At 72.9% G+C, this 20950-nt stretch carries 18 protein-coding genes; 7 read left to right on the top strand and 11 right to left on the bottom strand.

The genetic code is table 11. From position 1 onward, the window contains the following. The coding region (locus OO52_RS40550; protein ID WP_030656297.1) for an alpha/beta fold hydrolase at positions 1-2611 on the top strand (2611 nt) is incomplete at its 5' end. A 66-nt stretch (positions 2612-2677) separates the two neighbouring features. On the opposite strand, the gene OO52_RS40555 is transcribed toward OO52_RS40550, so the two are convergent. Then, positions 2678-2932, bottom strand: a complete 255-nt coding sequence (locus tag OO52_RS40555; protein WP_030656299.1) for a hypothetical protein — start codon at positions 2930-2932, stop codon at positions 2678-2680. Between the two features lie 287 nt (positions 2933-3219). Here OO52_RS40555 and OO52_RS40560 point away from each other — a divergent pair, with 287 nt between their 5' ends. The 6 genes from OO52_RS40560 to OO52_RS40585 all read left to right on the top strand — a co-directional run bounded on the left by OO52_RS40560 (position 3220) and on the right by OO52_RS40585 (position 10254). After that, positions 3220-4023 carry an ABC transporter ATP-binding protein gene (locus tag OO52_RS40560; RefSeq protein ID WP_030656301.1) on the top strand — a complete coding sequence of 268 codons (804 nt, stop codon included), beginning with the start codon at positions 3220-3222 and terminating at the stop codon, positions 4021-4023. Then, on the top strand, positions 4023-6533 hold the full coding sequence (locus OO52_RS40565) for an FtsX-like permease family protein (RefSeq protein WP_030656303.1): 2511 nt from the start codon (positions 4023-4025) through the stop codon (positions 6531-6533). Before OO52_RS40560 ends, OO52_RS40565 begins: the two co-directional genes overlap by 1 nt. 86 nt (positions 6534-6619) lie before the next feature. Further along, positions 6620-7918, top strand: a complete 1299-nt coding sequence (locus OO52_RS40570; RefSeq protein ID WP_030656305.1) for a sensor histidine kinase — start codon at positions 6620-6622, stop codon at positions 7916-7918. Next, on the top strand, positions 7882-8526 hold the full coding sequence (locus tag OO52_RS40575; protein ID WP_030656307.1) for a response regulator transcription factor: 645 nt from the start codon (positions 7882-7884) through the stop codon (positions 8524-8526). The genes OO52_RS40570 and OO52_RS40575 overlap by 37 nt, the downstream gene beginning before the upstream one ends. 112 nt (positions 8527-8638) lie before the next feature. Then, positions 8639-9394 carry a thioesterase II family protein gene (locus tag OO52_RS40580; protein ID WP_030656309.1) on the top strand — a complete coding sequence of 252 codons (756 nt, stop codon included), beginning with the start codon at positions 8639-8641 and terminating at the stop codon, positions 9392-9394. Next, the gene (locus OO52_RS40585; protein WP_030656311.1) at positions 9391-10254 is read left to right on the top strand and encodes an SDR family oxidoreductase; all 864 of its coding nucleotides are present in this window, start codon (positions 9391-9393) and stop codon (positions 10252-10254) included. The genes OO52_RS40580 and OO52_RS40585 overlap by 4 nt, the downstream gene beginning before the upstream one ends. An 82-nt stretch (positions 10255-10336) precedes the next feature. Here the strand turns inward: OO52_RS40585 and OO52_RS40590 are convergent, their stop codons facing one another. The 10 genes from OO52_RS40590 to OO52_RS50280 all read right to left on the bottom strand — a co-directional run bounded on the left by OO52_RS40590 (position 10337) and on the right by OO52_RS50280 (position 20350). After that, positions 10337-10528, bottom strand: a complete 192-nt coding sequence (locus OO52_RS40590) for a ferredoxin (RefSeq protein WP_030656313.1) — start codon at positions 10526-10528, stop codon at positions 10337-10339. Positions 10529-10554: 26 nt separating this feature from the next. Continuing rightward, positions 10555-11790: a cytochrome P450 gene (locus OO52_RS40595; protein WP_030656316.1), complete on the bottom strand. Its 1236-nt coding sequence runs from the start codon at positions 11788-11790 to the stop codon at positions 10555-10557. Between the two features lie 58 nt (positions 11791-11848). After that, the gene (locus OO52_RS40600) at positions 11849-13081 is read right to left on the bottom strand and encodes a cytochrome P450 (RefSeq protein WP_030656318.1); all 1233 of its coding nucleotides are present in this window, start codon (positions 13079-13081) and stop codon (positions 11849-11851) included. A 195-nt stretch (positions 13082-13276) separates the two neighbouring features. Beyond that, complete coding sequence (locus OO52_RS40605; protein WP_030656320.1) at positions 13277-14533, bottom strand: cytochrome P450; 1257 nt, start codon at positions 14531-14533, stop codon at positions 13277-13279. After that, entirely contained in the window at positions 14530-15126 is a 597-nt protein-coding gene (locus tag OO52_RS40610) for a GNAT family N-acetyltransferase (RefSeq protein WP_063738847.1), read from the bottom strand. The genes OO52_RS40605 and OO52_RS40610 overlap by 4 nt, the downstream gene beginning before the upstream one ends. 3 nt (positions 15127-15129) lie before the next feature. Beyond that, positions 15130-17490, bottom strand: coding sequence for a B12-binding domain-containing radical SAM protein (locus tag OO52_RS40615; protein WP_030656324.1), 2361 nt, complete (start codon positions 17488-17490; stop codon positions 15130-15132). 153 nt (positions 17491-17643) lie between these two features. After that, on the bottom strand, positions 17644-17832 hold the full coding sequence (locus tag OO52_RS40620; RefSeq protein WP_030656326.1) for a hypothetical protein: 189 nt from the start codon (positions 17830-17832) through the stop codon (positions 17644-17646). After that, positions 17829-18080 carry a hypothetical protein gene (locus OO52_RS40625; protein ID WP_030656328.1) on the bottom strand — a complete coding sequence of 84 codons (252 nt, stop codon included), beginning with the start codon at positions 18078-18080 and terminating at the stop codon, positions 17829-17831. The genes OO52_RS40620 and OO52_RS40625 overlap by 4 nt, the downstream gene beginning before the upstream one ends. Positions 18081-18126: 46 nt before the next feature. After that, a complete protein-coding gene (locus OO52_RS40630; protein ID WP_030656330.1) occupies positions 18127-19167 on the bottom strand; it encodes a radical SAM protein in 1041 nt (346 codons plus the stop codon). Between the two features lie 100 nt (positions 19168-19267). Continuing rightward, complete coding sequence (locus OO52_RS50280; protein ID WP_106972153.1) at positions 19268-20350, bottom strand: aKG-HExxH-type peptide beta-hydroxylase; 1083 nt, start codon at positions 20348-20350, stop codon at positions 19268-19270. Positions 20351-20950 lie beyond the last annotated feature (600 nt).

A 20950-nucleotide genomic window follows, 5' to 3' on the forward strand; every position in this document is an offset into this window, starting at 1 on the left:
GGAGGAACAGCCCTGGCCCCGGACCGACCGTCCGCGCCGGGCCGGTGTGTCCTCCTTCGGCATCAGCGGCACCAACGCCCACGCCATCATCGAGGAGGCGCCAGCAGAGGACCCGGCGGAGGCCGAACCGGACGCCCCGGCGGTCGTGTGGCCCCTGTCCGCCCGCTCGGCAGCGGCCCTGCCCGTGCAGGCCGAGCGCCTGCACGCCTTCCTGGCGGACCGGCCCGAGCTGCACCCGGCCGCGGTCGCCCGTGCCCTCGGCACCCGGCGCACCGCTTTCGACCACCGCGCGGCCGTCACCGGCACCGACCGGGACCGGCTCCTGGCCGGACTACGCGCCCTCGCCGACGGCACCCCCGCCCCGACGGCCGTCACCGGCAGGGCGCGGAGCGGCACCCGTACGGCGTTCCTGTTCACCGGCCAGGGCGCCCAGCGCCTCGGCATGGGCCTCGAACTGCGCGCCCACTACCCGGTGTTCGCCGACGCCTTCGACGCGATCGACGCCCGGCTCGGCCTGGACCTCGCCGGGGTGCTGGCCGGTGACGACGCCGACGCCGTGCACCGCACGCGGTACGCGCAGTCGGCGCTGTTCGCCTTCGAGGTGGCCCTGTTCCGGCTGCTGGAGTCCTTCGGCGTGCGGCCCGACGTGCTGGCCGGGCACTCCGTCGGCGAACTCGCCGCCGCCCATGTGGCCGGTGTTCTCGACCTGGACGACGCCTGCGCCCTGGTCGCCGCCCGGGGCCGGCTCATGCAGGCGCTGCCGGAGGGCGGCGCGATGGTCGCCGTACAGGCCACCGAGGAGCAGGTACGGCCGCTGCTGGACGACCGCGTCGGCCTCGCCGCCGTCAACGGACCGACCTCCGTGGTGCTCTCGGGGGAGGAGGAGGCGGTGCTCGCCGCCGCCGAGGGCTTCGCGAAGACCAAGCGGCTCGCCGTCTCGCACGCCTTCCACTCGCCCCTGATGGACGGCATGCTCGACGAATTCCAGTCGGTCGCACGCGAACTGACCTACCATCAGCCGCGCGTCCCCTTGGTGTCCAGCCTCACCGGCCGCCCTGTCGACGGCGAGCGGCTGTGCGACCCCGGCTACTGGGTGCGGCACGTGCGGGAGACGGTCCGGTTCGCCGACGCCGTCGCGGCCCTCACCGCCTCGGGAGTCGGCCGCTTCGTGGAAGTGGGCCCCGACGCCGTGCTGACCGGCCTCGTCCGTGAGTGCCCGGACACCGACGGCGCCGTCCTCGTCGCCCTCGGCCGGCGCCACGGCAGCGAGCCCGTGACCCTCATGTCGGGTCTCGCCCGTCTGCACACCGACGGCCTCGCCCCCGACTGGGCGGCGCTCTTCCCCGGTACGGCCCGCGCCGACCTGCCCACCTACGCGTTCCGGCACGAGCGGTACTGGCTGAACGCGGACGTGGCCCTCACGGCGGGGCCGACGGCCGGGTCCGCGCTGTCCGCGCCGGCCGCCGGCCCCGTGGACGCCGAGCCGCTCGGGCAGCGGCTCGCCGGTGCCCCGCCGGCCGAGCAGGAGGCGCTGCTGACCGAGGTGATCCGGGCCCAGACCGCCGCGATCCTCGGGCACCCGGGACCGGAGGCCGTCGAGCCCGACGCCGTCTTCCTGGAGATCGGCATGGACTCCGTCTCCGCGGCCGAACTCCGCGGGGCGCTCGGCGCAGCCCTGGGCAGCACCCTGCCGGCCGGTGCCGTCTTCGACCACCGCACCCCGGCCGCCCTCGCCGCCGCCCTGCGCGCGCACCTGGCCGGGGGCGCTCCCGGTCCGGCCGGCGCCGGCGACCTCGAATCGGTCGGCGGGCTGGTGCGGCGCGCGGCGGCCGACGGACGGATGGACCGGGCCATCGACCTCCTGCGCACCGTCGCCGACATCCTCCCCGGCTTCTCCTCCCTGGCCGAACACGGCGCCGTCGCCGACCCGGTGCGGCTGGCCACCGGCGCCGCCGCCCCACGGCTGGTCTGCCTGCCCTCGCCGATGGCGCTCGGCGGCGCCCACCAGTACGCCCGCTTCGCCCGGCACTTCCACGGCCGCCGGGACGTCGTGGTGCCCGCGGTGCCCGGCTTCGGCCCCGGCGAGGCGCTGCCGCGTACCGTGGACGCCGTGGTGGAGGTGGTCGTCGAGGGCATCCGCCGGGCCTGCGCGGACGAGCGGCCGTACGTGCTCGTCGGCTACTCCTCGGGCGGCCAGTTCGCCCACGCGGCGGCCGAGATCATGGAGAAGGCGGGACAGCCGGCCGCCGGTGTGGTGCTGCTGGACACCTATCTGCCCGGGGACCACGGCAAGGACGACCTGTGGCGGCAGATGTTCGACGGCATGCTGGACCGGGAGTCGTCCCTCGGGGGCTTCGGGACCGCCCGGCTCGCCGCCATGAGCCGCTACAGCGAGCTCATCCAGCACTGCCTGCCCGGCGCCCTGACGGCGCCCGTGCTGTTCGTACGGCCCACGGAGTCCTTCGCCACCGGCGCGGACGACTGGCGGGCGAGCTGGCCCACGGAGCACGAGCCGGTCGACGTGCCCGGCACGCACTTCACGATCCTGGAGGACCGCGCGGAGGCCACCGCCGAGGCGGTCGAGTCGTGGCTCACCGCCACCGGGAACTGAAAGCGGGGGCGGCCGAAAGAGAAGGGGGCGGGGCGGCCGAAAGGCTGCCCGCGCCCCGTTTCTTCTTCACTCGCCGGCCTCGCGGAAATGCGCCAACCATGCGTGGATATCGCATCGGATACTGGCCGGATCGACACCTAATTGCACGGCGATTTCATCCGCGGCCGATTCCGGCTGCCAGCCGCTCCGCTGGAGCGCCAGCCACATCGTCGTGCCGCGTGGGCCGCATCGGTGCCGCTTCCCGGTGCGCTGGGAGAACAGCTCCAGATATCCGTCGGGCCGGACCTTCGCGGTCAGTTCGTGGTCAGGCCTCGTGGCCATGGGACTTCCCATCTTTCGTGGATTTCTGCGGACGGTTTCGACGGTACCCGCGGACAAGCCCCGGGACACGGGTGGCAACCGGCCCTTTCGAAGGGGAGTCAAATATGCGGACAAGGGTGATGACACCGCTGCACAAAGATGGCGGACACCCGTCGAAACCTGCCGGTTCGAGGTAGAGAAACCTCTACCTCGAACCGGCCGGACAATGCCAATGTGCCGCGGGCCCGGCGTTCCTAATCTGGTCCGCAGACACCGCGTGAGAAGCGAAATCTCGTAGGGGAGCCCCCGTGCACACTTCACACGACCTCCGCCGGGCGGAGGCGGTACGGCTGGACGCCGTGTCGAAGACCTATGGCCGAGGAGACAGCCAGGTGGCCGCGCTCCGCGGGCTCACCATGAGGTTCGCCGACGGCACCTTCACCGCCGTCATGGGACCGTCCGGATCCGGCAAGAGCACCTTCCTGCACTGCGCCGCGGGACTGGTCCAGCCCACCTCCGGCACGGTCACCGTCGGCGGCACCGACCTCGCCGGCCTGGACGACACCCAGTTGACCAAGCTGCGCCGCGACCGGATCGGCTTCATCTTCCAGTCCTTCAACCTGCTGCCCGCGCTGACGGTCATGCAGAACATCACCCTGCCGCTGCAACTGGCCGGACAGCGGCCGGACAAGAGCCTGATCCGCAACGTCGTGCAGCGCGTCGGCCTCGCCGAGCGGCTCGGCCACCTGCCGTCCCAGCTCTCCGGCGGCCAGCAGCAGCGCGTCGCCATCGCCCGCGCCCTGGTGACCCGCCCCGCCGTGGTCTTCGCCGACGAGCCCACCGGTGCCCTCGACACCCGCACCGCCGCCTCCGTGCTCGCCCTCCTGCGCGAGTCCGTCGACACCGCCCGCCAGACGCTGGTCATGGTCACCCACGACCCGGTGGCCGCCTCCTACGCCGACCGCGTGGTCTTCCTAGCCGACGGCGCCTTCGCCGGCGAACTGCTCCGGCCGACGGCCGACGCCGTCGCCGCCCGGATGACCCGGCTCGGCGCCTGGGAGGACGACACCCACCGGCAGGGCGCCGCGCAGCCCTCGGGAGGGCGGTACTGATGTGGCGCCTGGCACTGCGCACCCTGAAGTTCCGCAGGACGAGCTTCGTCGCGACCTTCCTCGCCATGTTCCTCGGCGCCGCGATCGTCATCGGCTGCGGCGGCCTGATGGAGACGGGCGTCCGCATGGCGGCCGAACCCCAGCGCCTGAACGGCGCACCGGTCGTCGTCACCGGAGAGCAGACCTACGACTTCACCGCCCTGACCGAACGTCACCGCATCGACCCCGGCCTCGTCGGCGAGGTCGCCCGGGTCCAGGGTGTCCGCACGGCCGTCGGCGACGTGTCGGTCCCGGCCACCGTCCTCAAGGACGGCAAGCCGGTGACCGGCAAGTCCGCCTCGTACGGCCACGGCTGGGCCTCCGCCCGGCTCACCCCCTATACCCTCGCCGCCGGTAAAACCCCCGTCGCCGGCGGCGAGGTCGTCCTCGACGCGGACCTCGCCCGGCGCGCCGGCGCGCGCCCGGGGTCCGACGTCGACATCGTCGTCCAGGGCACCGTCCGGCGGTTCCAGGTCAGCGGCATCGCCGAACAGCGCGGCGACCGCGACCCCGACGCCGCCGTGTTCTTCACGGACGACGAGGCCCGCACCCTCGCCGGGGGCCGGATCGACTCCATCGGCGTGCTGCCCGCCCCCGGCACACGGACCGCCGCGGTCGCTGACGCGGTGCGCGCCGAGGTCGGCGACCGTGCCGAGGTGCTGACCGGGGAACGCCGGGGACTGGCCGAACTGCCCGGCACCCTCTCCAGCAAGCGCACCGTCGTCATCCTCGCGGCCGTCTTCGGTTCCTCCGTCGTCCTCATCGTGATGTTCGGCGTCGCGTCCACCCTCGGCCTCTCCCTCCAGCAGCGCGCCCGAGAGATGGCCCTGCTGCGCGCCGTCGGCTCCACCCCGCAGCAGCTCCGCCGCATGATCCTCACCGAGACGGCCGTGCTCTCCGTGGGCTCCGTCCTGCTCGCGCTGCTGCCCGGCTACGCCATCGGACGCCTGCTGTTCGGGGTGCTGACCGCGAGCGGCGTGGTGTCGTCGGCGATCGTCTACCACGCCGGATGGATCCCGATGGCCGTCGGCGCCGTCGTCACCGTGCTCGCCGCGGCCGGCGCCACCCGCTTCGCCGGACGGCGCGCCGCCCGCACCGAACCGGTCGCCGCACTGGCCGAATCCACCGCAGGCACCCGCTGGTTCAGCGTCCCCCGGCTGCTGCTCGCGCTGTTCTTCCTGGCCAACGGCATCGGCCTGGCCGTCGCCACCGCCACCGTGATGGAGGACGGCCCCACGCTCGCCAGCACCGCCGGTCCCGCCTCCGTGCTGTTCTGCATCGGCCTCGCCCTGCTCGCCCCCGGCATCACCAAGGTCATGGTGGCGCTGCTCCGCCTGCCGGTCCGGGCCTTCTCCGGGCTCTCGGGTCAGCTCGCGCTGCGCAACGCCGCCACCGCCAACGTCCGCATGGCGGGCGCGGTCGCGCCGATCGTCCTGCTCATCGGCATCGCCACCGGCACCCTGTACATGCAGTCCACCGAGGACCACGTCTCCCGGACCTCCTACGACCGCAACATCCTCGCCGACTACGTCCTCGACTCCACGACGGGCGGATTCGCGCCCGGTGTCGTCGACCGGGTGCGTGCCACGCCCGGGGTGGCCGCGGCCTCCGAGTTCGTCACCAGCCGCGGCTTCGTGGACCGGACCGGCGACCCGGACCAGGTCGACCTGCGCGGGGTCTCCGCCGACGGCGTGCGGCAGAGCCTCGATCTGCCCGTCGTCGCCGGGTCCCTCACCGGCCTGCGCGGCGACACCGTGGCCCTGTCCGACAAGAAGGCCCGGGAGTACGGCGTGAAGGTCGGCGACCGGCTGCCGATGCACCTCGGGGACGGCACCGCCGTACGCCCCACCGTCGTGGCCCTCTACACCGACAACCCCAAACAGGAGTACCTGACGCTGCCCGCGGCCACCCTCGCCCCGCACACCGGTGACGGGCTGCCGCACCAGATCCTCGTCCGCAGTGCGCGCGGCGGCGGCGCCGACGTCCACGAACGCCTCGCCGCGCTGGCCGCCCGGGTGCCCGGCACCGAACTGGACGACAGCTCCTCGCTGGCCGGCCGGAACAACCAGATCCAGCAGATCCTGGTGTCCGCCAACTACACCATCGTCGCCATGATCGTCGGGTACGCCGCGATCACCGTCGTCAACACCCTGGTGTCCGTCACCCGGAAACGGCGCCCGGAGTTCGGCCTCCAGCGGCTCACCGGCGCGACCCGCGCCCAGGTGCTGGGCATGCTGAGCGTCGAGGGCCTGCTGATCGGCGTCGTCGCCACCGTCCTCGGCACCGTCGCCTCCGCGACGACCATCGTCCCCTACAGCCTCGTCAAGAGCGACTCCTACCTGCCCTCCGGATCCATCGGCATCTACCTCGCCATCGTCGGCGGCTCGCTGCTGCTGGTGTTCGGCGCCACGCTGCTGCCGTCCTGGCGCGGAATGCGCAGCCCCGCCGTGGAAACGGTGAAGGCCGCGTGAGTCACCCCCTGGCCGGGCCGTCCCCGCTTCCCCCGAGCGGGGGCGGCCCCTCAGTGACGGACGGCCGGGGATGGGAACATGACGACATGAAGACTGTGCCGGTCACGTGGCGCGGCCGACTCGCCCGCGCCACCCTGGACACCCTGGTCGGCGTGGCCATCGCCTCCGGAGCGCTGGTGTCGATCGTCCTCTTCGTCACCACCACCTACTTCATCGTCCTCTGCCTCATCGGCATCGGCTTCCTCGCGCTGCCCTACCTGACCCGGGCCGTGCGGTGGCTGTGCGACCTCAACCGGCGGGCCGCGGCGCGCTCCGGCATCCCGGTGGAGCGGCCCTACCGGCCCGAGCCGGAGGAGATCGAGAGGGACATCGTCGGCTGGACGCGGCGCTGCAAGTGGATCCTCGCCGACCCCGCGACCTGGCGGGACCTGCTGTGGCTGCTCCTCAACTGCGTCGTCGGCCTCGCCGGCTTCGTCCCGGCCGCGCTGCTCTACTACGCGGGGGAGGGGCTGTTCCTCGCCTGCGGCCTGTGGCAGCCCCTCGCGGACGACGGACACGGCCGCTGGTACTCCTTCGTCACCGTCGAGAGCTGGCCGGCCGCGCTCGCCGCGGCCCTGCTCGCGCTCGTCGTGCTCACCGCCTGGATCCTCCTCGGCCCGCTGGTGCTCAAGGGCTACGCCTACTTCGTCCGCTTCCTGCTCGGCCCCACCCGCCAGTCCCAACTGGCCTCCCGGGTCCAGCACCTGTCCGAGACCCGCTCCGGCGCCCTCGACATCCAGGCCGCCGAACTGCGCCGCATCGAACGCGACCTGCACGACGGCGCCCAGGCCCGGCTCGTCAGCCTCGGCCTGCAACTGGGCGCCGTGGACCGGAAGATGAGCCAGGACCCGGAGGAGGCCCGGCGGCTGCTGCGGCAGGCCCGCACCTCCTCGGTGCAGGCCCTGCGCGAACTGCGCGACCTGGTCCACGGCATCCACCCGCCGGTCCTCGCCGAGCGGGGTCTGCCCGACGCCCTGCGCGCCCTGGGCCTGGCCAGCCCGCTCCACGTCACCGTGGTGGTGGACCTGCCGGACAGACTGCCCGACCCGGTCGAGTCCGCCGTGTACTTCGCGGTGTCCGAGCTGCTCACCAACGCCCTCAAGCACGCCGAGGCGCAGCGCGTGGAGATCGTCGCCTGGTGCGAGGAGGGCATGCTGCACGCCCGGGTCACCGACGACGGCCGCGGCGGCGCCGACGCGTCGGCCGGGAGCGGCCTCGCGGGCATCCGGCGGCGGCTGGCATCCTTTGACGGGGTCCTGGAGATCGACAGTCCACCGGGCGGTCCGACCGTGATGAAGATGGAGTTGCCGTGCGCGTTGTCCTCGCCGAAGACCTCTTCCTCCTGAGGCAGGGGATCATCCAACTGCTGGAGGCGTACGACTTCGAGGTGGCCGCCGCCGTCGACAACGGCACGGACCTCGCCGCCGCGATCACCGAGCACCGGCCCGACATCGCCATCGTCGACGTACGGCTGCCGCCCACCTTCACCACCGAGGGCCTCCAGGCCGCCCTGCGCGCCCGCCGGGAGCAGCCCGGCCTGCCGATCCTCGTCCTCTCCCAGCACGTCGAGCAGATGTACGCCCGCGAACTGCTCGCCGACGGCACCGGCGGCATCGGCTACCTGCTCAAGGACAGCGTGCTGGACGACGAGCAGTTCATCGACGCCGTACGCCGGGTCGCGGCCGGCGGGACGGCCATGGACACCGCCGTGGTCGCCCAGCTCATGACCAGTCACTCCCGGGACGAGCCGCTGGCCGCGCTCACCGCCCGCGAGCGGGAGGTGCTGGAGCTGATGGCGGAGGGCTGCTCGAACACGGCGATCGCCCAGCGGCTGACCGTCACCGAGGGCGCCGCGGCGAAGCACATCTCCAACATCTTCACCAAGCTGATGCTGCCGCCGTCGAGCGACAGCAACCGCCGGGTGCTCGCCGTGCTGGCCTATCTCAACGCCTGAGCACGCCGGTTGGGGCGGGTAGGGGTGGTCCGCCCCCGTGCCGGGCGTGAGACTGCAGGGGCACCGCCCCCCGCGCCCCGCGCCGCAGCCCAGGAAGGGAACGCCCGCCCCCATGACCACCCTCACCGAGCAGGACCGTCTCTGGATCCGCCGCTACCATCCCCGCCCGGACGCGGCGGCCAGACTGGTGTGCCTGCCCCACGCGGGCGGCTCGGCGACCTTCTACCACCCGGTGTCGGCGAGCATGCCGGCCTCCGTGGATGTCCTCGCCGTGCAGTACCCGGGGCGTCAGGACCGCCGCAACGAGCCGTGCGCCACCAGCATCGGCGAACTCGCCGACCAGGTCACCGCCGTCCTGCTGCCGTGGGCGGACCGTCCACTGGTCCTCTTCGGCCACAGCATGGGCGCCACCCTCGGCTTCGAGGTCGCCCGCCGGCTGGAACGCGACCACGGCATCGTCCCGCGCGCACTGTTCGCCTCCGCCCGCCGGGCCCCCTCCTGCCCGCGGCACGAGACGGTCCACCTGCGCGACGACGACGGACTCGTCGAGGAGATGCGCCGGTTGAGCGGCACGGACGCGACGATCCTCGACGACGAGGAACTCGTCCGCATGGCCCTGCCCGCGATCCGCGCCGACTACCGGGCGGCCGAGACCTACACCTACGAGCCCGGCCCGAACCTGACCTGCCCCATCGTCAGCCTGGTCGGGGACGACGACCCCAAGGTCACCGTGGACGAGGCCCGCGCCTGGTCGCGCCACACCGACACGGCATCCGAGTTCCACGTGTACCCGGGCGGCCACTTCTACCTGACGGCGCACGCCCAGGACGTCCTCGGACTGCTCGCCAAGTGGGCGGTACGGCCGTGACGTCGGTCCTGATCACCGGGTGCAGCAGCGGCATCGGCCTGGAGACGGCGCTGGCGTTCGCACGGCTCGGGGACCGCGTCCACGCCTGCGTCCGCGACCCCGCCGGCGCCGGCGAACTGCTCCGGCGCGCCCGCGCCGAGGACCTCACCCTCGACGTCCCCCGGCTGGACGTCACCGACGACGCGTCCGTCACCGCCGCCGTCACCGCGGTGCAGGACCGGCACGGACCCGTCGACGTGCTGGTCAACAACGCGGGCACCGACCGGACCGGACCCGTCGAGACCATGCCGCTCGACCAGGCGCGCACGCTGATGGAGACCAACCTCTGGGGTCCGCTGCGCGTCACCCGCGCCGTGCTGCCCGGGATGCGTGCCCGTGGCAGCGGGGTCGTCATCAACGTCTCGTCCCTCGCCGGGCGGACGTTCGCCGTGCCGCACGGAGGTTTCTACGCGGCGAGCAAGGCCGCCCTGGGCGCGCTCAGCGAGGCCCTGTACGCGGAGGCCCGGCCCTTCGGCATCCGTGTGGTGTGCCTGGAACCGGGCAGCTTCGCCTCCCGCATCCAGGGCAAGTCCCTCGCCGGCGCGACCGACGGGCAGCCGTCCGAGGACGACCCGTACCGCGCGGACCACGCCTGGCTGGCCCGGTTCCTCGGCCGCGTCGCGGAAGGCGCCGCCGACTGCGCGGAGGCGGCCGAGGCCGTCGTCGCCGCTGCCGACGACCCCGGCACCCCGTTGCACACGGTGGTCGGCAAGGACGCGGAAGCGGCAGTGGGTTTCCTGGCGGGTGTCTCGTACGAGCAGTGGCTGCCCCGCTTCCTCGACCAGGCCGAGTCCCTGGCCGGGCCCCGGCCCCCCCCTTGAACGAGCGTCCGTCGACGCGACGCGGGCCTCGGTGGTGGCCAAGCCACCGCCGAGGCCCGCGACCATGCCGGCCGACAGGAGTTCAGTCGTGCACGCGGAGCGACTGCGCCGGGCACAGGTCGGCGGCCCGGTGGACCTCCTCGTGGAGATCGGCGCCCGGGGCCTCCCGCAGGACGAGGACGAGACCGTCGTCGTCCTGGTCGAACACCTCGGGGCTGAGCATCGCGCACTGGCCGGAGCCCACGCACCGGTCGCGGTCGGCGGTGACACGCATGAGGGGGACTCCGTCCGGGTCGGCCGTCACCAGGTGACGGGGAGTTCGTAGACGCCGTACACCATGGCGTCGTCCTTAAAACGCAGCTCGTCCTGCTGGGCCGCCAGCCGCAGGCCGGGGATGCGGCGCAGCAGTGTGCCGTAGACCGTCTCCAGCTCCACACGGGCCAGGTTGGCGCCGATGCACTGGTGGATGCCGTAGCCGAAGGCGAGATGGCTGCGGGCCTCCTTGCGGCGGATGTCGAGGGTGCCCGGGTCCGGGAAGACGGACTCGTCGTGGTTGGCGGCGTTGTTCAGGGCGAGGATGCCCTCGCCGGCCCGGATGGTGACGCCGCCGACCTCGATGTCCTCCACCGCGACCCGCGCCGTGCCGGAGTCGGAGATGGAGAAGACGCGCAGCAACTCCTCGATGGCGTTCGGAAGGAGCGCGGGGTCGTCCCGCAACGCCGCCATCTGCTCGGGGTGCCGGAGCAGGGCCAGGACACCGAGGGCGATCATGTTCGCCGTGGTCTCATGGCCGCCGACCAGCATCAGCCGGGCCATGGTCACCACGTCGGTGTGGTCGGCGACCTGCTCGGTGCGGTTCTTCTCCAGGAAGCGGCTGATGAGGTCGTCGCCCGGCTCGTTCTCCTTGAGGGTGACGAGCTTGTCGAGGTACATGTCCAGGGCCTGCACCGCGGCCCCGTACTCCGCCGGGCTCAGGTCGTGGTTCATCATCGCCGCCGACCACTCCTCGAACTGGGCGTGGTCCTCGTAGGGGACGCCGAGCAGTTCGCAGATGACGAGCGACGGCACCGGCAGCGCGAGCGCGGTGACCAGGTCCACCGGGCCGCCCCCGGCCAGCATCGCGTCCACGTGCTCGTCCACGATCTGCTGGATGCGCGGGCGCATCTCCTTCACCCGACGCGCGGTGAACTCAGGGATGAGCATGCGCCGTTGGGCGCTGTGATCCGGCGGGTCCATGTTGAGCATCATCAGCCGGACCTGCGCCAGCATCTCCTCGGGGATGTGGAACTGGTGCGGGTAGCCCGGCAGTTTCAGGTTGGAGCTCACCCGGCTGTCGCCCAGCACCTGCCGGACGTCCTCGTGCCGGGTGACCAGCCAGGTCGGCTTGCCGTTCACCTTCAACGCGGCACGCGAGACGGGGGCGTTCGCGCGCATCCCGGCGTACTCGTGCGGTTCGCTGAACGGGCAGGTGCGCCGCATCGGGAACCGCGGGAGCGGCGACCCCGTCTCGGGTACGGCGTCGGCGGACTGGGTCATGGCTGCCTTTCGGAACGTGTCGGTGACGGAAGCGGGGTACGGGGGCGGTGGCGGGGCGTCACCAGGTGACGGGCAGCTCGTACAGGCCGTAGACGATGGCGTCGTCCTTGAACCGCAGCTCCTCGACCGGGGCGGCCAGGCGCAGCGTCGGCACGCGCCGCAGCAGCGTCGAGTAGACGACGTCCAGCTCCATGCGCGCCAGGTTCTGTCCGATGCACTGGTGGACGCCGTAACCGAACGCCAGGTGGCTGCGGGCCTCGCGCCGCACGTCGAGGCGGTCGGGGTCGGGGAACACCCGCTCGTCGTGGTTGGCCGCGTTGTTCAGCGGCAGGACGCCCTCACCGGCCCGGATGGTCACCCCGCCCAGCTCGATGTCCTCCAGGGCGACCCGGGCGGTGCCCGCGTCGGAGATGGAGAAGAGGCGCAGCAGCTCCTCCACCGCCTTCGGCATCAGCTCCGGCTCCGCGCGGAGGGCGGCGAGCTGGTCGGGGTGCTCCAGCAGGGCCAGCACACCCAGCGCGATCATGTTGGCGGTGGTCTCGTGGCCGGTGACCAGCATCAGCTTGGACATGCTGACGATGTCGGAGTGCTCCACCGCCGGCGTCTGCCGGTTGAACTCGATCAGCCGGCTGATCATGTCGTCGCCGGGCTCGCTCTCCTTGGCGGTGACCAGCCCGTCCACGTACCGGTCCAGCTCGTAGTGCGCGCGGCCCCGGTCCTCGTCGCTGATGTCGTGGTTCATGATGGCCCACGCCCACTCCTCGAACCGGCCGTGGTCCTCGTAGGGGACGCCGAGCAGTTCGCAGATGACGAGGGACGGCACCGGCAGCGCGAGCGCGGTGACCAGGTCGACCGGACCGTCGGCGCCCTTGGCGAGCATCTGGTCGATCTGCTCGTCCACGATCTGCTGCACCCGGGCGCGCAGCTCGCGCATCCGCCGGACGCTGAACTCCGGTGCCAGCATGCGTCGTTGGACGGTGTGGTCCGGCGGGTCCATGGAGAGGAAGGTCAGCGGCACCGACTGGAGCGTCTCCTCCGGCACCGGCACCTGGAGCGGATAACCGGGCAGCTTCAGGTTGGCGCTGACCCGGGAGTCGCCCAGGAGCTTCTTGTACAGGTCGTGGCGGGTGATCAGCCAGGCGGGCTTGCCGTTGACCTTCAGCCGCGCCCGGGAGACCGGCTCGGTCTCGCGCAGCTCGGCGTAGGCGGCCGGCGGGCTGAAGGGACAGGCCCGCCGCATCGGGAACTCGGGCAGCGCGGCCTCGTCGGCCGGTTCGGCAGGTGCAGTCATCATGTCCTCATCGCACGGAGGGAGCGGGCCGCGCCGGTGTCGGAGCGGGTCCGGGCCCGGCGCCGGTACGGCGCTGTCAGCCGTCCCTCGCACGCTAGGCAGCCACGGCCGGGGTCCCAACCCCTAGACGCCCCTAGGGGCCGCTGCCACGCCCCCCGGGCCGGCCCGTAGGCCGTCCGCCGCGCGGAGAGCCCGTCACCACCGCACGGTCAGCCGCCTCGGTGACCGGAAGCCGCGGCCTGTCACGCCGTCGGTGTCCAAGGCGAGGCCCGGGTGCCACGGGGTCGCGGTGGCCTCCAGCAGGGCGTCGAGGAGTTCTTCCGCCTCCAGGGCGGCGAGATGCCGGCCCAGGCAGATGTGCGGGCCGGTGCCGAGGGCCAGGTGCGGCCGCGGCTCCCGGTGGGGGTCGAACCGGTCGGCGCGGTCCCACCGCCGCTCGTCCCGGTTGGCGGACGCCAGGTTCACGCAGACCAGGTCGCCGCGGCGCAGCCGCTCACCGCACAGCTCGGTGTCCGCGGCGCACCGGCGCAGCACCCACGTCAGCGGGCACTCCCACCGCCAGCACTCCTGGACGACGGCGGGGGCCAGGGAGGCGTCCCGGCGCACGGCGTCCGAAACCGCCCGTTCGCCGAGGACGACGTACATCAAGGTGGCGAGGGAACGGAACGGGGGCTCCGTGCCGGTGGAGAGCAACAGGCGCACCACGGGCAGCAGTTCGGGCCCGGTGCCCAACGCCGGGTCGTCGTGGCGCAGCAGCAGTCCCACGACGCTGTCCGGCGGCCAGGCCGACGGTGTGCCGAGCCATTCCGCCAGCCCGGTGGCGATCTTCCCGTCGGCGTCGTCGAGCAGTCCGACCGCCCAGGTGTACAGGGTGCCGACGCGGGTTCCGGGCGGGAAGCCCACCATGTCCGCGATCGTCGTGAGCGCCAGCGGGAAGGCGACCTCGGAGACCAGGTCGCCGCCGCCCTCGCGGGCGAGGTGCCGCAGCCGGTCCGCGACGGCCCGGCGGATCCGGGCCCGCCGGCCCGAGACGGCCTGCCGGTGGAAGGCGCCGTGGAGGACGCTCCGCCACACCCGGTGCTCGTGCCCGTCCATCTGGAGGAACGACCGTCCCACCACCCGGCCCATGTTGTCGTCGTACGCGGAGGACGAGAAGACGTGCTCGTCGCGCAGGACCTGCTCGGCGGCCTCGTACGTCACCACATGCCAGGCGGCGACCGGCTCCGCACCGGATCCGTCCGCTCCGTTTCCGTCCGCCCCGGTGAACACCCGCTCCAGTGTGGACCGGTGCACCCCACCGCGCCGGCGCAGGGCCGCGAACTCGGCGTGCGGATCACCGGCCCCGGGCCCCCGGCCGTCCGCGTCGAAGGCGCGGACCCGCGCGTACGCCTCGGCGATGTCCTCCTCGACGCCTCCGGGTCCGACGGCGAGGACGGGCGGCACGGCCGTCATGAGGTCCGGTCCCGGGAGAGGCGGGCCGCGCCGTCGGCACCGTCGGCCTCCCCGAGGTGGCGTACGGCCGTGCAGAGCCGCTGCTCCGCCGGGCGGCGCAGCCGGTTCCCGAGGGTGTCGGACGGTTCCGCCTCCGGCGCGTGGATCTCGAAGCCCAGAGCGGTCAGGAACGCCAGGCCCGGCTCCCAGCTCTCCGGGCAGGTCGCGGTGACACGCCGGATCCCCCGGGCCGCGGCCTCCCGCAACAGCAGCCGTGCCGCATGTGTGCCGAGTCCCCGCCGGCGGGCCCGCGGGGTGAGCAGGAAGAGCCCCAGCGAGCAGGTGTCCGGCTCGGGATGGTCCTGGACGGCGTCGACCAGGCCCACCAGGGCGTCCTCGTGGACCAGCACCAGCAGGTGTTTCTGCTCGAACTCCGCTCCCTCCGGCAGGGAGTAGTACAGGCTCTGCACGTCCGCGGGCATGGCCGTGGCGCCGGTGGCGCTGACGAGGTAGTCGTCGCAGGCGCTCAGCACCCGTGCCGCGTCGGCCTCGTCCTCGGGCCGCAGGGCCCGGACGGTCAGCCGGTCCGGTCCCGTGATCAGGATCTCCTCCACTGCTCACACCACCTGTTCCTCGATCGCGTGCACGGCCCGTGAGGATACGGCGGCGCTGTCGCCGCGGTACAGGAACCCGTAGCGCGCCAGCGCGTCGCTGACGTCCGGGCTCGTCGTCGGCTCCTCGCCGCTCGACCAACGCCGCCAGGTGTCGACGGCCGAGCCGCGCAGCCGGACCGTCACCCCGGTGACGGGGTTGGTGAGGCAGTGGACGCCGTCACGGCTGTCCACCGCGATGCCGATCTCGGCGCGGAGCCTGCCGCCCGACGACCCCGGACGCCGCCGGGTGGGCACCAGGAACCCGTGGCGCACGAGGAGCGCCGCCGTGGCGGCCGTGTCCGCCCCCAGGTAGTGGCACGCGTGTTGGGCCAACCACGCCTCCAGCTCACGCCACGTCAGGCCGTCCGTCTCGGTCCAGTCCGCCTCCCGGCAGTTGAGCTGGAGGAACCTGTCGTGCACCGGCTGGTAGAGCGCCACCGCCGGCGCGGTGTCCGTCTCGGTGGCCGGCCAGGGAACCCGCGCGAATGTCACCTCGGGTGCCAGCCTCAGCGGGGCGTCCGGTTCCGGCGGCGGCCAGTCGAACAGCGGGACGGAGGGCGTCCCGGGCGGTGGGGCCGCCACACAGGCCCGCAGGAAGGTGAACTCCTCGATCTCCCGGGCCAGTGGATCGCGCGCGGCACGGAACCAGACGTTCGTGTCGCTGACGGAGCCCGCCGCCGTCTCGGCGACCCGCGCACTGTCCTCCTGGGACATCCCGGCGCCCACCGTGTAGTTCCGCCACAGGCTCAAGTCGTCGTCTGGATCGGGGGGTTGGACGCGGACGCCGAAGGCGTCGGGGTCCGTACCCACGGGCGAGTGCACGTCGAGAACGAACGGGGACCCGCCCCACGTCGTGTGCGGGACGCCGTAGGTGTCCGCCGACAGGCGGCGCACCGCCTCGGCGAACGCCACCGTCCGCGCCGCCTCCTCGGCCGTCTCCCCGGGGAAGCCGTGGATGACGAAGAGGTGGAGGGGGACGCCCGCACCGAGCATGGCCTCGATGTTCCCGCAGGCGTCCTCGATCCTGGTGCCCTTGCGCATGAGGTCGAGGACGCGCTGACTGGCCGTTTCCAGGCCGAAGTTCATCCGGCGGCAGCCCGAGTCGTACAGCAGCCGGGCCAGTTCCTCGTCCAGGCCGCGCGCGAACCGGGTCTCGCCGTACCAGCGGATGTCCGCGGACGTCCGGACCAGCGCCTCGGCGACGCTCCGCAGCGTCCGCAGGCTCATGATCTCGTCCACGAACATGAAGTAGGGGCTGCCGAATTCGGCCCGCAGCGCCCGGATCTCATCGGCCACCGCCTCGGCGGGACGCTGCCGGAAGGAGTTGCTGGCGAAGGGGATCGAACAGAAGGCGCACTCCCAAGGGCAGCTGCGGGAGGCGAAGACGGGCAGGACCGGGCCGGGGGCGAGGTACTTGTGCAGGGGCAGGTCGCCGTAGGCGGGCGGGGCGGCGGCGGAGATGTCGGCGCTCTGCCGCGGGGTGCGCCGCAGGATGCCGTGGTCGTCCCAGACGGCGCCCGGGATCTCCTCCCGGAAGTCGCCCGCGCCGGCGCGGTGCCCGTCCAGTGCGTCGACGACGGCCGCGAGGGCGCCCTCGCCCTCGCCCGTCACCACGGTGTCGACGAGGTCGAACAGCGGGTGCCGGCGGTCCCAGCGGTCCACCAGCCGGGTCGCGTAGTTCCCGCCCAGGACCACATGGACGTCCGGCCGTGCCTCCCGGAGCATGTGCAGGAACGTGACCCCGGCGACGAGCTGGGTGTCGGCGGACATGCTCAGCCCGACGACCCCGACGGACGGATCGAGGAAGAGAGCGCGGTCGAGCATGCGGTCGAATGCCCAGCGGTACGGGTTGCCGTCCGGGTCGGTGGCCGCGGCCAGCACCTGCGCCGTGGAATCGGCGGAGTACCGGGAGGTGTTCGAGACCAGGTCGAACTCGCAGTCCGGGAACGCCCCGGAGATCAGCCACAGGGCGTCGCGCAGGGTGCGCCGCGCGGCGTGGAACAGTTCGGGCTCCCGCAGCGTGTCCGGCGACTTCCAGCGCGCCTTCGCCTCCTCGACGCCGGCGATCGCGGACGGCGCGACCAGCAGCGCCCGCTGCCGTGCCCACTCGTCGCGCAGGCCGGCCGTCCGGCGCCGGCGCGCCTTGTCCCGCAGCTCGGTCAGGGCGGCCGGCGACAGCATCCAGTCGACGCACTCGATGCTCAGGTCGTAGGCGACGGCCTCGTACCCGCGTGCCCTGAGGTCGCCCAGGAGCAGCGGGACGGCCAGGTGCGGGGCGTAGGCGTTCCACAGGGGCGGGTTCACCAGGACGGTCTTCTTCCGCATCTTCTTCCCCGTCGGTCCTGGGGTCCGGGCGGCTGTGCCGTTCCCCTTCTGTCCTGAGGACCGGGCGGCTGTGCCGTCCGCCTCCGGTCCCGGAGCCGGCCGGCACCCGGGCCGTACCCGGGTGCCGGCCGGCGTGACACCGGACGTCCGGTGTCACTGCCGGCCCTCCTCCTCCGTCTGCGGCGCGGCGTCGGACGTGTCCGGGCGCCTGGCCTTCATCGACGGCAGCAGGGCGTACTGCGCGCCGGTACGCACTTCCGGCTGCACCACCTCCACAGCGGGGCCCTCACCGGTCGCGCCGGCGGCGGCCATGAGCTGCTCCAGGTCCGTCTTCTTCGTCATGGGTTCACCTCCCTCCCGTCCAGGGGCCGAATCGGCCGGGTCACGTCGACCAGCCCGCCGTCCACGAGCTGGTCCATGGCCGACTCGAACGCCTCCTTGAGTTCCGGTTCACCGATCCGGCCTTTGTCGAGTTCCTTGAACGCGGCGTAGATCTGCGATCCGGACGATCCGTCGCACAGCTCGACAACCACCCAGGCCACGGGGTTGAGGTAGTGGATGGCGGGCTTGTGCGGGGTGTAGGCGATCATGCAGTTCCACTCCGGGATCGGGCGGAACCTGGCCGAGGAGCTCTTCTCAAAGCAGTCGGCTCGTCGCCGGTACGGCGGGGCGGACACGGCGCTCGTCAAGGTCGTCGGGGAGCTGGGAGACATCGGTCCCTCCGTTCGTCTCGGTGCAAAACGGGTCGGGGGCGTCCCAGCGGCCGGTGAAGGCATAGGCCGTGGACCGGCACCCGCCGGAGGAGCCCTGTGTCTCCTCGCAGCCGTCGCAGCCCCCGTCGACGTGGCCGGCGCGGTTGCGCACGTACACCGGGTCGTTCCAGGTGTCCAGGAAGCTGACCTCGCGGACGTTGCCGTAGTCGGCGTAGTCCCGCAGGTAGGCGCAGCCGACGGAGCGGCCGGTGGCGTCCACACCGGCGTTCTGCCAGCAGCAGTTGCCGTCCTTGGGATGCCACGACGTCATCAGGTGCACGGACTCGGGCACCCGCAGGGCGTCCAGCGCCGCCATCTGGTCCGGCAGGCGCAGCGCGAGGTCCTTCCAGTGGGTGCGGGCCCGGCCCAGGGGGTACAGCCGCAGCACGCCGACGCGGGGCACGCGCAGCTCGGCGGCCATGTCGAGCACCTGCTGGAGTTCCGCCACGTTGCGCCGGGTCATGATGACAAGGAGGGACACGGGGAGCCCGGCAGCCTGGGCGTTCCTCAGACCCTCGATCGTCCGGTCGAAGCTGCCCGGCACCCTGACGTGCCAGTCGTGCGTGGCGGCCGTCGCCCCCATGACGTCGACGTACACCTCGCCGACGCCGATTTCTTTGAGCCGGCGGGCGACCTCGGGGGTCAGCAGCGTCGCGTTGGTGCGCAGACGCGTCATCACGTGCGGGGTCAGTTCGGCCAGCACGTCCAGGGTGTCGGGCCGGTTGAGGGGCTCCCCGCCCTCCACGAACACCTCGATGAGCCCTGAGTCGGCCATCTCGCGGATGAGGGCGGCGAATTCGGCCCGGCTGAGTTCGTCCCCGCGCGGCCGGGCGTCGCAGTCGCCGTAGCACTGGCGGCACTCGAGGTTGCACGACTGGGTGACTTGCAGCCAGCTCTTGAGGGGCTGATGCAGCACGAGTTCCATGGGTCTCCGTCCTGGTCGGCACGGTGGCGAGGCGTCGGGCGCGCGGTCGTGCGCCCTTGGCAGGGGTGTGCCGGCAGAGTGACCTGACGGCCTTGCCCGGTTACGACGGCAGGCGCGTGCCGGTGGCCGCCGGGGCCGGGGCGGTTCTCCGCCCGTGCTCCCGCGCCAGCCAGCCCAGGAAGTCCATGCCGGCCGGACCGAGACAGGCCTCCGCCCGCCGGGCGACCTTGTCGAGCAGGCTGGCGGCCCGGAAGGCGGCCGTCTCCGCGGACCGCGCGAGATCGGGGTCCGGACAGACACGGGCCCGCTCCTCGAACCACGCGGACAGGTGCACGTACACGTGGGCGGCGGCGAGGGCCCGGTCGACGGGCCAGCGCGGGACCGGCGAGTGCCGGTGCCACTCCGGTGACACGGTGGGCGCGGTCGCGGTGTCGTAGTCCGGCGCGAACACCGACCGGGTCATCTGCAGGTCGTACAGCCGCAGGTGCACGAACTCGTGCACCAGCGCCTCGGCGAACCGCTCGGGGGTGCGCATGCAGCGCCGCGCGACGAACGCCACGCCCGGGATCTCGCGGGTGGAGGCGCTGTCGAACGCGTCGGGGCCGTCGACGGCGACGACGTACCGGGCGTGCCGGAACAGCCCCGTGCACAGGTCCGGTGCGGTGTCGAGCATCAGCCGTACGGCGTCGCGGGCGTTCGCGGTCTCCTCGGGGCCGAGCGGGGCGAGGTGGTCCGCGCCCTCACCGGCGCTCAGGTGCCGGCGGAAGAGCGCGGAGAAGTCCTGGTGGGTCCGCGCGGGCAGCGCCGGGTCGGTGAGGAGTTCCACGCGGGCGCCGGGGGCCTCGATCACGTGCCGGACCCCGGCTCGCTCCGCCTCCGCGGCGAGTGTCGCCCGCTGAGCGGAATACTTCGTGGAGCCGAGTCTGTGCGCGAGGACGGCCAGTTCGTCCCGGCAGTCCTCGGTGCGCCGGATGCGTCGCACGGCCTGGTCCAGGCCGTGTCTGACGGTGGGTTCGAGGGCGGTGTCGCGAGCGATCCGGCGTCCGTCCGGCGCGGCGGGCCAGGAATCGGGGGCGACGCACTCCAAGAGGAAATCGTACGTCTCGTATAACCGGTCGAGAATGCTGGCGGCATCGGCGAAGACGGGATGCCGGGCCAGCGTCACAATACTGGGCTGTCGCATGCCGGTGTCCCTGCTCGAATGCAGACTCTGTGACGTGGCGCTCAACGAATGTGGCACGCACGGCAATTGGGTGTCAACCGTTGTTCGCGACCGCGGCTCCTTTTCATCGGTGGCCGGGGAAAGAAAGCATAAAGTCGGTTCGGTGTACGTGGATTCGGCGGTGGACCGGGTACCGGGGCATGGCGTGCTGTGCCCTTCGCCTCGTTCGCCTTCGCACAGCGCCGCTCGGCCGGCTGGTCGCCGCCGACGCGATCAGCTCCGTGGGCGACGGCGTGCGGTGCGCGGCCTGGCTCCTCCCACCCCTCGTCAACCCCTGATCGTGGCGGGTGCGCTGCGCGGTGCCATAGCTGTTGTGCGCGTACATGGTGGCCGGGCGGGTGCCCCTGCCGGTGCTCGTACTGCTCGCCTTCCTCACCGGCGTCGCCGAGGTCTTCTTCGACAGCGCGGCCCAGGCGATCGTGCCGTCCCCGGCCGCGGACCGGGAGCTGGAACGGGCCAACGCCCGGATCGTCGCCGCGCAGATCACCGGCACCGGCTTCCTGGGCCAGCCGGCGGGTGCCGCGCCGTGGGCGGTGTGGCAGCCGCTTCCGTTCGCGGTGG

Origin of the sequence: Streptomyces flaveolus (genome assembly GCF_000716535.1) — a bacterium.
In the GTDB taxonomy this organism is placed as follows: domain Bacteria; phylum Actinomycetota; class Actinomycetes; order Streptomycetales; family Streptomycetaceae; genus Streptomyces; species Streptomyces flaveolus_A.

Bases quoted from the DNA above. Each gene is read 5' to 3' on its own strand.
- OO52_RS40625 (WP_030656328.1), bottom strand. From the start codon at position 18,080: ATGATCGCCTACACCCCGCACAAGCCCGCCATCCACTACCTCAACCCC.
- OO52_RS40605 (WP_030656320.1), bottom strand. From the start codon at position 14,533: ATGACGGCCGTGCCGCCCGTCCTCGCCGTCGGACCCGGAGGCGTCGAG.
- OO52_RS40620 (WP_030656326.1), bottom strand. From the start codon at position 17,832: ATGACGAAGAAGACGGACCTGGAGCAGCTCATGGCCGCCGCCGGCGCG.
- OO52_RS40565 (WP_030656303.1), top strand. From the start codon at position 4,023: ATGTGGCGCCTGGCACTGCGCACCCTGAAGTTCCGCAGGACGAGCTTC.
- OO52_RS40600 (WP_030656318.1), bottom strand. From the start codon at position 13,081: ATGACTGCACCTGCCGAACCGGCCGACGAGGCCGCGCTGCCCGAGTTC.
- OO52_RS40590 (WP_030656313.1), bottom strand. From the start codon at position 10,528: ATGCGTGTCACCGCCGACCGCGACCGGTGCGTGGGCTCCGGCCAGTGC.
- OO52_RS40615 (WP_030656324.1), bottom strand. From the start codon at position 17,490: ATGCGGAAGAAGACCGTCCTGGTGAACCCGCCCCTGTGGAACGCCTAC.
- OO52_RS50280 (WP_106972153.1), bottom strand. From the start codon at position 20,350: ATGCGACAGCCCAGTATTGTGACGCTGGCCCGGCATCCCGTCTTCGCC.
- OO52_RS40570 (WP_030656305.1), top strand. From the start codon at position 6,620: ATGAAGACTGTGCCGGTCACGTGGCGCGGCCGACTCGCCCGCGCCACC.
- OO52_RS40630 (WP_030656330.1), bottom strand. From the start codon at position 19,167: ATGGAACTCGTGCTGCATCAGCCCCTCAAGAGCTGGCTGCAAGTCACC.
- OO52_RS40595 (WP_030656316.1), bottom strand. From the start codon at position 11,790: ATGACCCAGTCCGCCGACGCCGTACCCGAGACGGGGTCGCCGCTCCCG.
- OO52_RS40555 (WP_030656299.1), bottom strand. From the start codon at position 2,932: ATGGCCACGAGGCCTGACCACGAACTGACCGCGAAGGTCCGGCCCGAC.
- OO52_RS40580 (WP_030656309.1), top strand. From the start codon at position 8,639: ATGACCACCCTCACCGAGCAGGACCGTCTCTGGATCCGCCGCTACCAT.